Source organism: Paenibacillus sp. FW104-T2, from assembly GCF_058789975.1.
The window spans coordinates 129,681-145,478 of record NZ_JBYTCE010000016.1; the positions used below are offsets into that span (position 1 = coordinate 129,681).

The 15,798-nt window shown below is 48.1% G+C and carries 13 protein-coding genes; 10 read left to right on the plus strand and 3 right to left on the minus strand.

Annotated elements, in window-relative coordinates; all coding sequences use genetic code 11:
• Positions 1–63 precede the first annotated feature (63 nt).
• The gene (locus tag AC3WQ3_RS19890; protein WP_492473257.1) at positions 64–1,605 is read right to left on the minus strand and encodes a DHA2 family efflux MFS transporter permease subunit; all 1,542 of its coding nucleotides are present in this window, start codon (positions 1,603–1,605) and stop codon (positions 64–66) included.
• A gap of 9 nt (positions 1,606–1,614) precedes the next feature.
• Positions 1,615–2,250, minus strand: coding sequence for an efflux RND transporter periplasmic adaptor subunit (locus AC3WQ3_RS19895; RefSeq protein WP_110759410.1), 636 nt, complete (start codon positions 2,248–2,250; stop codon positions 1,615–1,617).
• A gap of 158 nt (positions 2,251–2,408) precedes the next feature.
• Here AC3WQ3_RS19895 and AC3WQ3_RS19900 point away from each other — a divergent pair, with 158 nt between their 5' ends.
• The 3 genes from AC3WQ3_RS19900 to AC3WQ3_RS19910 all read left to right on the plus strand — a co-directional run bounded on the left by AC3WQ3_RS19900 (position 2,409) and on the right by AC3WQ3_RS19910 (position 3,827).
• Entirely contained in the window at positions 2,409–2,876 is a 468-nt protein-coding gene (locus AC3WQ3_RS19900; RefSeq protein WP_492473258.1) for a hypothetical protein, read from the plus strand.
• A gap of 128 nt (positions 2,877–3,004) precedes the next feature.
• On the plus strand, positions 3,005–3,211 hold the full coding sequence (locus tag AC3WQ3_RS19905; protein ID WP_095287993.1) for a YwbE family protein: 207 nt from the start codon (positions 3,005–3,007) through the stop codon (positions 3,209–3,211).
• 19 nt (positions 3,212–3,230) lie between these two features.
• The gene (locus tag AC3WQ3_RS19910; RefSeq protein ID WP_492473259.1) at positions 3,231–3,827 is read left to right on the plus strand and encodes a DUF4269 domain-containing protein; all 597 of its coding nucleotides are present in this window, start codon (positions 3,231–3,233) and stop codon (positions 3,825–3,827) included.
• 13 nt (positions 3,828–3,840) lie between these two features.
• On the opposite strand, the gene AC3WQ3_RS19915 is transcribed toward AC3WQ3_RS19910, so the two are convergent.
• Positions 3,841–5,280, minus strand: coding sequence for a hypothetical protein (locus tag AC3WQ3_RS19915; RefSeq protein WP_336779549.1), 1,440 nt, complete (start codon positions 5,278–5,280; stop codon positions 3,841–3,843).
• A 401-nt stretch (positions 5,281–5,681) separates the two neighbouring features.
• Here AC3WQ3_RS19915 and AC3WQ3_RS19920 point away from each other — a divergent pair, with 401 nt between their 5' ends.
• The 7 genes from AC3WQ3_RS19920 (at position 5,682) to AC3WQ3_RS19950 (ending at position 15,786) form a co-directional block, all read left to right on the plus strand.
• Positions 5,682–7,478, plus strand: a complete 1,797-nt coding sequence (locus AC3WQ3_RS19920) for a sensor histidine kinase (protein WP_492473260.1) — start codon at positions 5,682–5,684, stop codon at positions 7,476–7,478.
• A 4-nt stretch (positions 7,479–7,482) separates the two neighbouring features.
• Entirely contained in the window at positions 7,483–9,096 is a 1,614-nt protein-coding gene (locus AC3WQ3_RS19925; RefSeq protein WP_492473261.1) for a response regulator transcription factor, read from the plus strand.
• A gap of 197 nt (positions 9,097–9,293) precedes the next feature.
• Positions 9,294–10,280: an ABC transporter permease gene (locus tag AC3WQ3_RS19930; RefSeq protein ID WP_176476010.1), complete on the plus strand. Its 987-nt coding sequence runs from the start codon at positions 9,294–9,296 to the stop codon at positions 10,278–10,280.
• 18 nt (positions 10,281–10,298) lie between these two features.
• On the plus strand, positions 10,299–11,207 hold the full coding sequence (locus tag AC3WQ3_RS19935) for a carbohydrate ABC transporter permease (RefSeq protein WP_492473262.1): 909 nt from the start codon (positions 10,299–10,301) through the stop codon (positions 11,205–11,207).
• 151 nt (positions 11,208–11,358) lie between these two features.
• Positions 11,359–12,882, plus strand: a complete 1,524-nt coding sequence (locus AC3WQ3_RS19940; protein WP_492473263.1) for an ABC transporter substrate-binding protein — start codon at positions 11,359–11,361, stop codon at positions 12,880–12,882.
• A 131-nt stretch (positions 12,883–13,013) separates the two neighbouring features.
• Positions 13,014–13,712, plus strand: a complete 699-nt coding sequence (locus AC3WQ3_RS19945; protein ID WP_492473264.1) for a hypothetical protein — start codon at positions 13,014–13,016, stop codon at positions 13,710–13,712.
• A gap of 307 nt (positions 13,713–14,019) precedes the next feature.
• On the plus strand, positions 14,020–15,786 hold the full coding sequence (locus AC3WQ3_RS19950) for a sensor histidine kinase (RefSeq protein ID WP_336779555.1): 1,767 nt from the start codon (positions 14,020–14,022) through the stop codon (positions 15,784–15,786).
• The last annotated feature ends 12 nt before the right edge of the window (positions 15,787–15,798 follow it).

Consider the following 15,798-nt stretch of genomic DNA (forward strand, 5'->3'; position numbering starts at 1 on the left):
AACAAAAGCCGCCGGTTTCTCTTAGGAGAGACCGGCGGCTTTTGTTATGTTTCCGGAATATGATTATTGTTCTGTCTTCACCGCACGAGGGCGGGCTCTTGCCCGCCGCAGAAACAGCGACAGGAGTAGACCAATAATGGAAATCCAGGTGGCAACAATAAAGGCATCGTTAATGCCTTCAATCGTCGAGGTCTGAACTGCGATACCGTATAGCTGCTGTAACGCCAGTGAAGAACCTTGTTCAGATGGCACGCCTGCTACGGCAGCCATCTGCGAACCTAGGAGCCCGACTTGTTCAGTCAGGGGCACATTGGTTGTCGTGACCGTATTGCTGTAGTCAGCCAAATGAATGCCTGACCGTGTAGCCATAACGGTAATCAGCAGGGCTGTTCCAATCGAGCCAGCTACCTGCCTTATCGTGTTGGACATGGCTGTACCGTGACTGGTCAGATGAGGGGGTAACTGGTTTAGGCCCTCGGTCTGCACGGACATCATCAGCATGGACATGCCGAAGCTCCGAAGAGTATACAGCATCATAATGTGACCATAAGGGGTTTCCCCGGTCAATTTACTGAACTCAAAGGTAGAGAATGCCGTGATCAGCAAGCCGACAATGGCTAGTGGCCGGGAGCCGATCCGGTCGAATAGTGCTCCTGATATGGGTGACATAACCCCCATCAGCAGTGCACCTGGCAGCAGCAAGAGACCCGATTGCAAAGGGGAAAATCCTCTTATATTTTGCAGATAGATGGGTAACAGAAGCATCCCCCCGAAAAGGGCCATGTTGATGGTAGCACTGACTAGTGTGGAGATGGTAAAAATATCGTATTTAAACACACGAAACTCCAGCAGGGGATGTTTCATTGCCGTTTCCCTGAGAACAAAGAACGTGATGAACAGAATACCGATGATCAAGGTCAACAGTACAATTGCACTGCTCCATCCCTTGTCGCCGGCAGAACTGAATCCATACAGCAGAAATCCGAATCCGATCGTTGAAAAGAGCGCACCGTACGCATCGAATTTGGGAGAACTGAGCTTGGACACATTTCGCAGCCAGAGAAAAGCAAACAGGATATCGAGCAAAGCCAGCGGGATAACCATGTAGAACAGAATGCGCCAAGTGTAGTGCTCCACGATCCAGCCTGACAGGGTAGGACCAATAGCTGGAGCAAACATCATGGCGATCCCCATGGTGCCCATCGCTGTTCCCCGTTTTTCGGTTGGAAATACGGTTAAAAATACGTTCATAACCAGCGGCATGATAATGCCGGCACCACTGGCCTGTACAATACGCCCAATTAGCATGACTGTAAATCCCGGACTGATTGCGCAGATGGCAGAGCCAACGGTGAACAGCAGCATCGCTGTGGTGAACAGTTTACGGGTCCCGAATGACTCAATCAGATAGGCTGTTATGGGGATGAGAACCCCATTCACGAGCAAATAGGCAGTGGATAGCCATTGCACTGTTGTGGCCGAGACGTTGAAGTCATTCATCAGATGGGGGATCGCCACATTAAGCAGAGTCTGATTCAGAATGGCGATAAAGGCGCCGAGCAGCAGGACGGCAATGGTTCTTCCGAGCGGCAATTGATTATCCATCGGCAGACCTTATATATGAACGCGCACAGTGGCGCTCATGCCTGGGACAACACCCAGACCTTTGTAACCCTCAATCGTAATAGTAATCGGGATAACCTGCGTAACTTTGGTGTAATTGGCATTGGTATTGGTCGAAGGCAGTAGGGAAAAAGAGGAAGCTGTAGCAAGCCCAATCTGATCTACTTTGCCTGTTAGTGTGGTATCTGGAAATGCATCGATGTATACGTCAACGATTTGCCCGCTTTTGATTTTGTCGATGACGGTTTCTTCCACATTCGCGGTCACATACAAGTTATTAAAATCATAGGCTCTAGCCAATGGATTACCGGCAGAAACCAATGAGTTCTCTACAGCGGTCGCCTGGACAACGGTGCCGGCAACAGGCATGGTAATTGGAGTTGATTTACCGCCTGCAGAGACGGTCCCGATCGTATCCCCTTGATTGTATGAGGTACCTACTTTGCCTTTCCACGTTTGGAGTTCGCCACTAACGGTGGAAGCAATAGATATGGGCTGACCCGTGACTAACGCATTATCGGTTTTAACGTAGCTAGTGGATTGGTTGTAGTAGTATATGCCTGCGGCACCTGCCCCCAAAATCACCAGAATGACAATGATATTGATCAATATGGCACGAGAGTTCATGTGATCATTCCTCCTAATATGTTCTTCTGCTGACAATCCTGTTTGGAGCATTCCCGGTACTCTGCTGCTCTATACGAAACAACATGAAATATAATTCGCAGATTGGGGAACCAATATATTGATAAGTTGCCACAGGCGATGACAAGGAGGATGCTCAGATGTTGATTATATTGGCCGTAATTGTTTTACTAGGGATTATTTTTCTCATGATCTTTAACTCCAGATCGACCCGCAGAGCTGCAGAAGCCAGGGCTGCCCAAACGGCTGAGACAGAACGAGAGCCTGTCCTTCTGCAGGGGGACGAGCAGACAGAGGGACAATTGCTGGATTCTTCAGACCCGGTGGATTATACGGAACCGGATGGACCAAGAGAAACGGAAACGGAATTGCGGGAAAATAAGATTGAAATGAGCCACCAAGCCAGGCAGCAGGAAACTCAAACAAAAAGAAATGATGATAGTGAGTACCGTCAAGCTCTGCTTCATTTTCGCAAACCACCTGAACCCCAAGAGGAACCAGTCGAGTCCACCTCTAATGAAATTGAAAAGAGTGCCGATGAGGTCTACCGGTCCGCTCTGCGGGACATGAAGAGCAAATCATCTTCTCCGGATTCAGATCCGAAATAAGGGTGCAGCACGTTTCCACGCAGCGGGCATGGCTTTTGTTTTAAATCCAAAAGATTTACAATAGATGAAGCTTTGCTCTAACATAGCTGAATGGATTGACGTTGCAAGAGGAAGGAGAGGATTGCATGATGAACGGACAACAACGAGTAAACATTAAACCTGGTCTGGAAGTAGATATCGTACTGAAGCAAGATCAGCCTACAGGCAAACTGACAAGGGGGATCGTCAAGGATTTGCTGACCAAATCACCCACGCATCCCCATGGCATCAAGGTTCGTCTGACAAGTGGGCAAGTTGGTCGTGTAAAACAGGTGATTACAGGAGCGGCGGAATGATTCGGCTGCCTCAGAATCCATGAAGACAACTGCTGAGGTTTTGGCACATCTGGCATCCGGCAACGAACGGCAGCGGGATGCTTACCGGGTGCTTCTTCAGAGTGGTTTGTTCTCCATTTTGGAGGCATATACCCCTTATCCGGCAGGAACCGTACCCATTGATATAGACATTCCTGGCAGTGATCTTGATATATTGTGTGAAGTTCCCGATCTGAACGCGTTCGAGATGGTAGTGACTCAGCATTTTAGCGGAATGGAGCATTTTTCGTGTCAACGCGGAACGGGGCTAGGTATGGATATCCCTAGTGCCTACATGACTTGTTCTTTTCAGATTGAGGATTGGCCATTGGAGATTTACGCCCAATCGTTGCCGGTCAATAAACAAAATGCCTACCTTCACATGTTAGTCGAATGGGAGCTGCTGCAGCTCTGGGGTGCGGAAGGTCACGACGAGATCCGCCGACTGAAATGGAGTGGATTGAAGACAGAGCCAGCCTTTGCCGAAGTGCTGGGGTTACAGGGTGACCCTTATGTGGAGCTGCTGCATCTAGCCCATTGGAGCAGGCACGAGCTATGGCTCTGGGCCAGGCAGCGTACTTCTTTTCAAAATGCGTAAAAAAATGCACTAATTATAGTAAGAAAATGGCGACGATCGTCGTGACCGTTAAACCAAGCAGTACCGGCTTCAGGTTGCGACGCGCCAGTTCAAATGGACTGACTCCGCAGATGGCAGCAGCTGGAATTAAAGCCCAAGGGATTAAGGTACCACCGCCAACCCAGATGGCAGCAATCTGACCGAGTGCTGTTAATACGGGGGCTGAGTCTGCTGTGCCGGCAAACATCGAAGCGATGGACCCCACCAGGGATATCCCTGAAAACCCCGAACCATCCATTCCCGTAACGGCTCCAATCAAGGTCATTGTGATCGCACCTACCGTATCATTCAAGGGAACCAGCCCCGCAAGAGCAACACCAAGATCATTGACTATACCATGTGATCCATCGGGTAGAGGGTTACTAAACAGTTCGGTGATGGCTGCGTCCCCCAGATAAAAGAAAGCTGCAATAGGGATAACGGGACCGAATACTTTGAAGCCAAACTGAAAGCCTTCAATTAAATAATTCGTTGTCTCTTCAGGGCCTTCATGCCGATGTGCTGCGAGAGTGACCGTGATGAGGATAAGTACGGCGGTACCTCCGATTAAGGCTGTAGCGTCCCCGCCCTGAAGCTTAAGAACAAACATCAGAATCACATCCACTGCGAATAACAATGGAATAAGTATGGCGAATGCCTTTTGTAATCGTATCGGTATCGCTTGACGTTGTTGTACGGGTACGACCCCGGCCCCCGGCAAGGTTTCGGAAGGAGAAGAAGCCCCAATTAGAGGTTCACCTGGGACAGGAGAACGCATCTGAGTGCGGACGCCACTTTTCATCTCATTTCGTAACATCCAAAAGGCCGTCAGTGTGGATACCGCGCCCATCACGAGGACCAGCGGTATGCTTGCCGTCATGACGGAAGTAACCGGAAGGCCAGCTGCATCTGCAGTCAGTTTGGGAGCTCCTTGAATGATATAGTCTCCCGAGAGGGCGATACCATGTCCGAACAAATTCATTGCGATGGCAGCACCAATGGGTGGAAGTCCTACACGAACGGCGACGGGAAGCAAAACTGCCCCGACCAGTGCTACCGCTGGCGAAGGCCAAAAAAACAGGGAGACCGTCATCATGATAAGCCCAATTCCCCAATAGGCCACCTGCGGAGAACGAATAAACCGGGTTAGTGGAGCAACCATTACTTCATTAATACCTGTGCGAATTAGTACCCGGCTCATGGCGACAATGATCGAGATGATAAAGATCGTGCTGAGCAGCTCTTTGGCAGCATATACAAAACTATTGAAGATTCCTGACACCGCACCGCTTAACGTCTCTGTTGCCAGTAATCCAATCGTCATAATCCCGGCAACACAGATAATCATCGTATCCCGGCGCCGTATCATGACAGCCACAATGAGCACGATAAAAGCCAGATATACATAATGTAACGGTACCAATTGAATATTCACACCGCATACCTCCTTCCACCTTAGTCCTAAGGCGTGATATATCGTATGCATGTCAGGACCGGGCGTTCATGGAGAAGAGGAGGGCTGGAAGGCTTTATTTTTTGTGTAGAACGTGTGAGTGTGACCACCAGCAGGAATTTTTTTGCAAATGGAGAATTGATTAGACGGTACATATCGAATGAACGACGTGATCAGGTCACCAGAGCTGACAGAGAAAGTCACTTCATCATATATACAGCACATAATAAGCATGATTACAATGAACATGCCGCCGTTAAGGAAGAAATATGGAAATTTAACAACAGGCCGGAATAGAAACAGAATAGTAGGTTGTTTGTTTTTGATAACGTTTACAGAGTAGAAGGTCATATAAAACATTGAGAATAAGAGGGCGGGAATCCATGAACTTTATCCGTTCACTGCGCTTCAAATTCATGGTTGGCTTAACGCTGATCATGCTGCCGCTGTTTTTGCTGTTGTATTACAACAACGTCTATGCAATTCGAGTCGTCAGGGACAAAGTATCCCTAACCAACATGAATCATCTTGCGAAGAGTGTGGAGCAGAATGAGCGAGTGCTGCAGGAGACCAATCGGTACCTATACAGTCTGGGCGAGCGGGACCCGGATATCATTTCGCTTTTTTTCCTGAAATACGGCAGCGGGGATTATATCATTGCGAAACAGCGGATCATGAACAAATTCATGACCGATATCGGATTTTACAATCTGATTGATTCTTTCTTTCTTTATGATGCGGTAAATGATGATCTGCTGCTGGCGACTTCGGGCAGTTATGACATCAAAATGTCACTCGTCCGGGATAGCATGCCTGTACAGATGACGCAATTGGATGATGAGACTCAGCGGCCAGAATGGAGCATTGTTCGCGGTGGTGGATGGAATGCACTGGTCAAAACGGTCCGAATTAATCAGCAGTTCTACGCTGGTGCGCTTGTGGATATGAATGCACTGAACCACCCCGAACAATTCACTGAATCCGATGGACGGGGAGGTGCCGTTATCGTGGATAGCAATGGAGGAGCGCTGTCCGGTTCAGCCCTCAGCTCGGAGCAGATCAAGCTGGCTGCAGCACATCTCTCCGGTTTGGAGAATCCGTACCAGGTCATATCAGAGGTTACATCCAAGGGGGATGAACGGCAGTACCTGATGCTCGGCTTGCCTTCGGCGATGTCCGACATGAACTATATTGTCTTGTTGCCCGAAGAGGATATGCTGCGCAACCTGCCGTTCTTTCAGCAGATTATTCGCCTGCTGCCTATTGGCGCAGCCGTCATTTTGATCACGGCCCTGATTTTCCTGCGTCAGTTGCTGTTTCGACCTATGAATACTTTAATCAAAGGGATGAGACGGGTCAGTCGTGGAGAACTCGACGTGAGGCTTGATCCGCCGACTTCATCGGAATTAGAGTTCGTCACTCACAGCTTCAATCAGATGACCAGCCAGATTCAGCATCTTAAAATCGATGTCTATGAAGAACAGCTTCGTACCAGGGAGGCCGAATTCAAGCAGCTTCAGATGCAGATCAACCCTCACTTTTACCTGAATTCCCTGAACATTATTCATAGCCTGGCTTCACTGCAAAAACATGAACTGGTCCAGCAGATGGCCGGACATCTGGCCGATTATTTCCGGTTTAGTCTCCGGGCAGGCAAACGCGTGATCAGGCTGGATGAAGAACTCGAGCACATTCGTCATTATCTGGAGATTCAAAAGCTCAGGTTTCCGAACAAATTGAATTTTTCCCTGGATGTGGATGAAGGTCTTGGTCATTTTGTACTGCCGCCTTTAACCCTCCAGCCTTTTGTGGAAAATGCAATTATTCATGGGTTTAGGCGGCGTACGGAACCATTTGTCATACGCATCTCAGCCAACTTAACGAAAACGTTATCCAGTCCACATTCTGAGGTTGAAGCTATACAGCACAACACTACATTAAGGGTTTCGGTAGAGGATAACGGTGTCGGCTTCGAACAAGACATGCTTGCGCGTCTCCAGCGGGGAAACTATGCGGAAGACCACAATGGACAGCACATCGGGATTTGGAACGTTGCTCACCGTTTGCTAGTGAAATACGATGAATCAGCCAAATTGGAGTTCCAAAACCTGAGGGCTGGCGGAGCAGCAGTGATCCTGTATCTGCCCGCCCAAACGGAAGAGGAAGAAGGGGGAGCTTGAACTGATGCGAAATCTATTAATCGTGGACGATGAGGTTTATGCTCTTCAGGCCATGGTAGAAGGGATTGATTGGCGTTTGGCCGGCATCGATCGGGTATTTAGTGCGGGTGATGCGGAAGAGGCACGAATGGTGCTTCAGAGCCAGTCCATCTCGATCATGATCTCTGATATTGAAATGCCGGGAGAGACGGGTCTGGATCTGCAGAGCTGGGTTTTGAAGCATGCTCCGGGCATCCTGACGATCTTTTTGACAGGTCATGCCTTGTTTGACTACGCCCAGACAGCGCTCAAGTTAAACAGCTTCGATTATGTGCTAAAACCTGCCCAGGCTGATCAACTTCTTAAGGTGGTTACGCAGGCCGTGGATAAACTCAAAGCCGGAGAGCAGCGTTCGCGTACCAATGAAATATATGAGTCGGTATACAAGCGCTGGCAAACCCACAAACCACTGCTGACCGAGCGGTTCTGGAAAGATGCCATCTCCCAGCGCGTCACTCTAACCAAGCCACGGTTGAAGGAGCTGGCCGAGGTCTATGGGGCGGAGATCGACCCGCATGCCCGTATTCTGCCGATTGTCATATCGGTAGAGGAGTGGGTAAGGGAATTCGATCTGCGTGATGAGGAGGTACTGGAATATGCTCTTCGGAATGCAGCGAGGGAGATGATCCTTGGGGATCGGCCAGGAGAAGTATTTCAGGACCATAGCAATCTGAATATCGTACTTGCGTATGAACAGGATGGAGTTGTACCTGCTGCTAGCCAGGTGGCACAGAATTGTCAGCTGTATATTCGGGAATGTGGGACGTATTTCTACTGCCGCTTGTCCTGTTACGTAGGTGCACCCGTGGCCGTAACCGAATTACAGGGTTTGCTGAACGAACTGATGGATATGGAGCGACGCAATATCAGGGAGCTTGAGGGAGTATTCGTTTATGATGAGCAGGGAAAGAAACCGGAGGACCGATTTCTGCCAATCCCCTGGTTTTCGGAGTTGTCGATTTTGTTTGAAACCGGCAAAGTGGATGATCTTCGGGAACGCGTGGAAGAAATATTCGAGCTGCTGGCTGCGCAGGAACAGTTATCTCCAGAGATTCTGCGCCTGTTCTATCATGCCATGCTGCATGTGGTTTATCCCCTGCTTCATCAGAAAAATGTATCCGTACGCAGTCTGTACCCTGGTGAGCGTGAGCCTGAAGAAAGTATGGTTACACGATCCTTGCCGCAATTAAAACTTTGGTCCCTGGATCTGATTGACCGTGCCATTCCGATCCTGTATCCGGATGATCACAGTCCGATGACGATTGTGGACCAACTATGCATTTATATCGAGAATCATATTGGCGAAGATCTGATGCGTGAGGAACTGGCGTCGTTTGCCGGCTTCAATCCAGCATATCTGTCCCGGCTGTTTCGGAAGGAGAAGGGAATGTCTCTCTCTGAATTCATATTGCAGCGGCGGGTAGACAAAGCCAAAACCCTGTTGTCTGAATCCACCGTAAAGGTCACGGATATTGCCGGCAAAGTGGGCTATTATAACTACTCCCATTTCACGAAAATGTTCAAAAAGTGCACGGGCATTACGCCGCAGGAGTTCCGTAAACAGTCCAGAACGGTCTAGCGTTGACGCAGCATGCTGCGTCTTTTATTTTGTTTTTATTTTATTTGGTATCATGCCAATGTCATCATTTGATAAGTGAAAAGGTCACCACAGCCGATATTGGGCCAGAGCTCCCCGCGGTTATACTTGAACCACAGGATACACAGCGGTGCTTCATCCTGAGGAAGGAAATCAAGAGGAGTGAGGGAGAAGAGGTTATGAAGACACAACCCCAGGCGGGCAAGGGTGTACGGGTAGCGGATATACCAGATAGATCCGTCCGCAAGCGAAAGTCCGTTTTGTACAATCTTGGTAAGTTCAAAGTCTTGTATCTCATGTTTTTGCCAGGGATTCTGTTTCTGCTGGTGAACAACTATATGCCGATGTTTGGCGTCCTGATTGCATTCAAAAATGTGAATTACGCCGACGGAATATGGGGCAGTCCCTGGAGCGGTTGGGATAACTTCAAGTACCTGTTCTCAACGAGTGATGCTTGGGAGATCACACGCAACACACTTGCGTATAACACGGTATTTATTGCGCTCAATCTGTTTGTGGGGGTAGGGCTTGCGATCCTGCTGAATGAAGTAAAGAACAAAGCGATGTCCAAACTGTATCAATCCTTGATGCTCCTGCCTTACTTTTTATCCATGATCGTGGTTAGCTATCTGGTTCTGGCGTTTCTCGGCAAGGATTCAGGTTTTATGAACTCGACGATCCTGCAGCTCTTTGGCGGGCAGCCCATTGACTGGTACTCGGAGCCGAAGTATTGGCCGTACATTTTGCCGATTGTAAACACCTGGAAAAACATCGGATACTATGCCGTCATTTATCTCGCAGCTGTGGTAGGCATTGATGAGGAGTACTACGAAGCCGCCGTGCTGGATGGAGCAAGCAAGTGGCATCAGATCCGGTTTATCACGGTTCCGTTTCTCGTTCCGCTCATTGTCATCATGACCTTGCTGCAGATCGGCCGAATCTTCTATGCGGACTTTAGTCTGTTCTATCAGGTTCCATTGGAATCGGGGGCATTGTTCCCTGTAACGAACGTTCTGGATACCTATGTTTATCGCACATTCCTCATTGGCGGCGACATTGGGATGTCTTCTGCGGCTGGACTCTATCAGGCTGTTGTCGGATTTGTACTTGTGCTTGTATCCAATACGATCGTCCGAAGAATGGATAAAGATAATGCATTATTTTAGAGAGGAGGCAAGTCTGCTGTGAAATCACGTGACCCACTTGCTGTATCGCGACGTTCTGCGTCCATTATACACGCAATGTTCATCTTCTATGCCATAGCCTGCATCGTTCCGATTTTGCTAGTCTTTTCCATTTCCTTCTCGGACGAGACAACCGTCATTGCGAACGGATACAAGCTGATCCCCGAGAAGTTTAGCCTGACGGCTTATGAGTTTCTGTTCAAGGATATGGATCAGATTATCCATTCCTACGGCATCTCCATCATCGTGACAGTGGTAGGTACCATTACCAGCGTGGCGTTGACTGCACTATATGCCTACCCGCTTTCCAGAAGGGATTTGCCCTACCGCGGATGGTTTGCCTTCTTTATTTTCTTCACGATGTTGTTCAACGGGGGGCTCGTTCCCTGGTATCTCGTATACGTCAATGTCCTGGATCTGAAAAATTCCATTCTGGCCTTGATATTGCCGTTATTGTTATCACCGTTCTTCGTTCTGGTGATGCGGACATTCTTCGCCAATTCCATTCCGGTATCCATTCTTGAATCGGCACGGATTGATGGAGCAGGTGAACTCCGAACGTTTACACGTATCGTACTGCCGCTCTCCTTACCGGTTATGGCCACCGTGGCACTGTTCAGCACACTGAACTACTGGAATGACTGGTACCTCAGTATGATTTTTATCTCTGATAACCGGACGATCAGTCTTCAGTACCTCATGTACCGAACACTGCTCGATATTCAATATTTAACATCCAACTCCAATGTTTCTTCACAGATTTCATCACAGGGCGGATTGTTGAATCTTCCTAACAAAACGCTGCAAATGGCGATGGCTGTCGTGGGCATCGGTCCGATTGTGCTGGCCTATCCGTTCTTCCAAAGGTACTTTATTAAAGGTCTGACGGTGGGTGCTGTGAAAGGATAACTCCGTCCCGGTCAGCGGGGTAGTGGATGATCCCAAGATAGAATGAAAGGGCATATATACAATGCAGTGAAGGATCTAAGTTAGATCCGGGTTACATGCGAATTGGGGAAATCGTGTGCGCAAAAGTTCAACATTATTGGGAGGGGTTCAGTTGATCAAATCAATGAAGGTATGGACGCGACTTACGGCAGCCGTGATGGCATTCAGCCTGGTGCTTGCCGGATGTTCATCAGACCAAGGCGGAACAACGCAAGGGGCAGAAAATGGAGGTTCAGGGGAAAATGCAGCCAAACCGTATGAGGTAACGTTGTACTACCCGGGGACACCACAGAAAGATGTGGCACTGGTGGAAGCCGAGATCAACAAAAAAATGGAGCCCAAGATCGGAGCTACGCTCAAGATTAACGCAATCGACTGGGGACAGTGGGATAACAAGCTCAACCTGATGATCTCTTCCGGAGAAAAATCGGATATTATTTTCACGGCGGCATGGCAGAACTATACCGTCAACGTGGCCAAAGGTGCATTCCTGCCCTTGAATGACCTGCTTGATCAATATGGGCAGGATATCAAAAAAAATCTGGATCCTGCTTTCCTGGAAGGTTCCCAGGTTGATGGTGTGAACTACGGCGTTCCGACAAACAAGGAATTGGCAGCTACACGTGGTGTTCTGGTGCGCCAGGATCTCGCGGATAAATACAAACTCGATCTGACCAAGGTAAAAACGTGGACCGATCTGGAGCCTCTGCTGAAAACAATCAAGGAAAACGAACCATCCGTTACTCCATTCTATATGTCGAACACCAATGGTAACGGACTGCTGGAGAATCTGGATTGGGATTATCTCGGTGATGCATCTGTACCTGGAGTCATCTCCAAGACAGCTGGCACAACCACCGTGCTGAACGAAGTGGAGACACCTGAATTCAAGGAGGCCGCAGCACTGGCACGCAAATGGTATCAAGCGGGATACATCAATAGCGATGCGGCAACTTCCAACGTCTTCCCGAAAGATCAGGCGAAGGCAGGTAAGGCGTTTATGTGGACAGATGGCATGAAACCGGGGAAGGACAAGGAAGAAGAAGGGTACGTCGGATACCCGCTGACTCAGATTGAAATGACAGAGCCGACCATCACAACCGGTGATGCTTCCGGTGCCATGCTGGCTATCTCGCGTTCTTCCGAGCAGCCGGAAAAAGCGATGCAGGTCATCAACCTGCTCCACTCGGACAAGGAAATCAATAATCTGTTGAATTTCGGAATCGAAGGCAAGCATTATGTGAAAAAGGATGGTCAGGACAATATTATCACGCTGCCTGAAGGTGTGGATGCGAACAGCCGCACGTATAATCCTGGTGCCCAATGGCAGCTTGGTAACCAGTTCCTGAACTTCCTCTGGGATAATGAAGATCCTCAGAAGTGGGAGAAGTTCAAGGAGTTTAATGCCAAGGGAGTCAAGTCGCCTGCACTGGGTTTTACCTTCAACAGCCAGTCCGTCAAAAACGAAATAGCAGCGGTTAATAACGTAAACAAACAGTTCAAACCAGGCATGACATCCGGAGCAGTGGATCCAAACGAAATGATTCCCAAGTATCTGGAGAAGCTGAAGGCCGCAGGTATCGATAAAATCATTGCAGCCAAACAGGAACAGCTCGACGCATTCCTAGCCAAGTAACGATACTTCCTCTGATCAAGGTGTTTTCGGCAATAGTCGAAGACGCCTTGATTTATTTTTTTTGATATGGATTGTACACCATAATTAGGAAAATTATGATATAATCAGGTGGCTAAATAGGGGGTGTTCCTGTGTCGAGGACGAAATTAGCGTTCTCTGCGATTTTGCTGCTTTTTGCGATCATTTTTACGTTTAATCACCACCTGGGTTACTCGGTGGGAGATCGGATGTTATCCAAAATAGGGTTATCCCCCTATACCACGGCTTACATGAGCGGTGTACATATTACGCTATTTATAGGACTAGGTTTATTAGGATGCAGTTTTTATCTAACCCGCAAGGAAGTAAAGTCTTCGTATCCTCGGCTGGCAAGACAGCTCTGGCTGATCGTCGTGGTCATTATTTTAAGTTATTCCTACATCACAGATAAGGTGATGTATGTCGCCAAATGGGGTTCCACTGGTATCCATGGTGTATCATATCTTCAGAATGATAGCTCCTGCATGTACGATGTGGCTCTGGATGGAAATACAAGAGTAAGCTGTGATCTCACACTTAAAAATTATAGCAGGCAGCCCGTCGCAGCTGTGCTTTTGCCCGACTTGGCGAGAAGTTACAGACAGCAGGATGATCCTTTATACGAGGCTCTGAAGTCCGTTGAACTCCAGCCGGTTCATCTCGAAATCATGCCTCATGGCACGTTCACCGGCAAACTTGCATTTTCAGGTTCTGCACAGTCACCGCTTCAAGTAAGGGGAAAGCTTAGGAATATTGTGCTGGATGTAGAGGTAGAAGGTCAGAACATTGTATTCGATTATGCCATACCATAAGTTTCAGCAAGGAACACATACATATAGAAACCAATTTCAAGAAGCATGAAATAGCGATGTTATCCGCGAAGAGCTGGCCAATAGGCTGGCTTTTTTGTGTTGTGGAAGTTGCATTTAGTGCAGAAATATTGGTTTTGTGACCTTTATCCTCAATATGGTAACGCTTACGCTATAAATGAGCCGGTTTGATTGAGTCTGGTGAATGGGCAAGGGCGGAGAACTGCGTGGATAAAAAAAAGTGATTGTTTTTACCGCTTACATCATTACAATTAATGTCACGACAAATTTAGACAAGGTGAGATGAATAATGTCATACCGGACCAATCTGTTTTCCAAAATGGTGATCTTGATCCTGATTATGCTGATCCCCGTTGTATTGCTCTACTGGTACTCGAATCACAAAACGACGGCCGTACTCAGGGATGAATTGAATCGTTCCAATAGCAACCAGCTTGAATTTTTCCAAAATCAGGTGAATACGCACATTGAGCTGTTATCGTCCTGGCCTAATCTTCTCATCCATGATCCGGATATTGCGAGCTTCCGCCGGATTTATACCGATAGTCGGTATTTTGACCTCGATGCAATCAATCTGGTCAAGCGGATCCAGAACAAGCTGAGTATTCAGGAAAGCTCGTCGAACTGGACAACGAAATTATATTTATATTCCCCTTCCATGGGCAGGGTTGTCTCCGAACGCGATGCCCGTTTTTATGACAAGCAGGCACTCAGAGAAAGTATGGTTCCGGGTTGGGATGTCCGCAAGATTATTGATGGGAAAGATGAGAAATTCATGTTCAGCTGGATTACCGCTTCTCCTTATGGGATTAAGGACCCCGCGGTGAATGCTGAGACCATTATCAAGCTGGAATTTGACAGCGATAACATTCGGGATATGCTGGACAAGTTCAAGGATGATGGAAGACATGATCCCTTCTATTATCGAGAGGAATCCGGTGTCATCTATAACCGAACCTCGGATCGTGAGCTGACCAATCGGCTGATGGACCAGCTGGCGATTCATACCCTTCAGGATGTGGACAATCGCACTGTAGTGATCGACAACGAACCTTACATGGTGAATACGGTCAAATCCAGCACGACAGGCTGGTATCTGGTGGACTATATGCCGTTATCTGATATATTAAAACCCATTCATCAATCGAATGTGCTTTTTTATTCTTCAATGATATGTTTGCTCGGCATGAGTTTCCTAGCCGCCTATCTGTTGTACGTTCAGGTACAGGTACCTGTGAAACAGCTTATTCGCGGATTCCAGCGATTGAAGCAGGAAGATTATTCGGTACGAATTAAGCCCAAGGGCCGGAATGAATTCAGCTTTTTGTCCGAGCGATTCAACTCCATGGTGGAACAGATTCAGCAGCTGTTTGAGCATGTGTATCTGGAACAGATTCACGTACGTGAAGCCCGATTGAAGCAATTGCAATCCCAGATTAACCCGCACTTCTTCTATAACTGTTTCTCTTTTATCACAAGTATGGCGAAATTGAAACGTGTGGATGCCGTGGTAGCCATGTCACACAATTTATCCAGATACTATCGCTATACAACCAGACAGGAACGTGACGTTGTGCCGCTGAACGAGGAAATTGAATTTGTGAACTGTTACCTCGAAATCCAGCAGATGCGCATGGATCGGATTCGTTACCGCATTGATCTGCCAGACAGCATGATGAGACAGGAGGTTCCACCCCTTATCGTGCAGCCATTGGTTGAAAATGCGGTCATTCACGGCATTGAAGCCGATGCAGATGCTGGAGAGATCAGGGTATCGGGAGAAAAACAGAATGGTGTCATGATTCTAAAGGTCGAAGATGACGGACAGGGCATGACCAGTGAGGAGCGGGATAAGCTGCTGGACAAGCTCAGGGGCACGATGGATCAGGATATGGGTTGTGGTCTGTGGAATGTGAATCAACGATTGCAGCTGCGGTATGGAGAACAGGCAGGCATTCACATAACCGAATCCCCACTGGGGGGTCTCTGTGTAGCCTTATCATGGCCAGCAGAAGATGCAATAGATGAGGAAGAAGTAAGTGCCGATGCAAAGTGATTGACGACCATT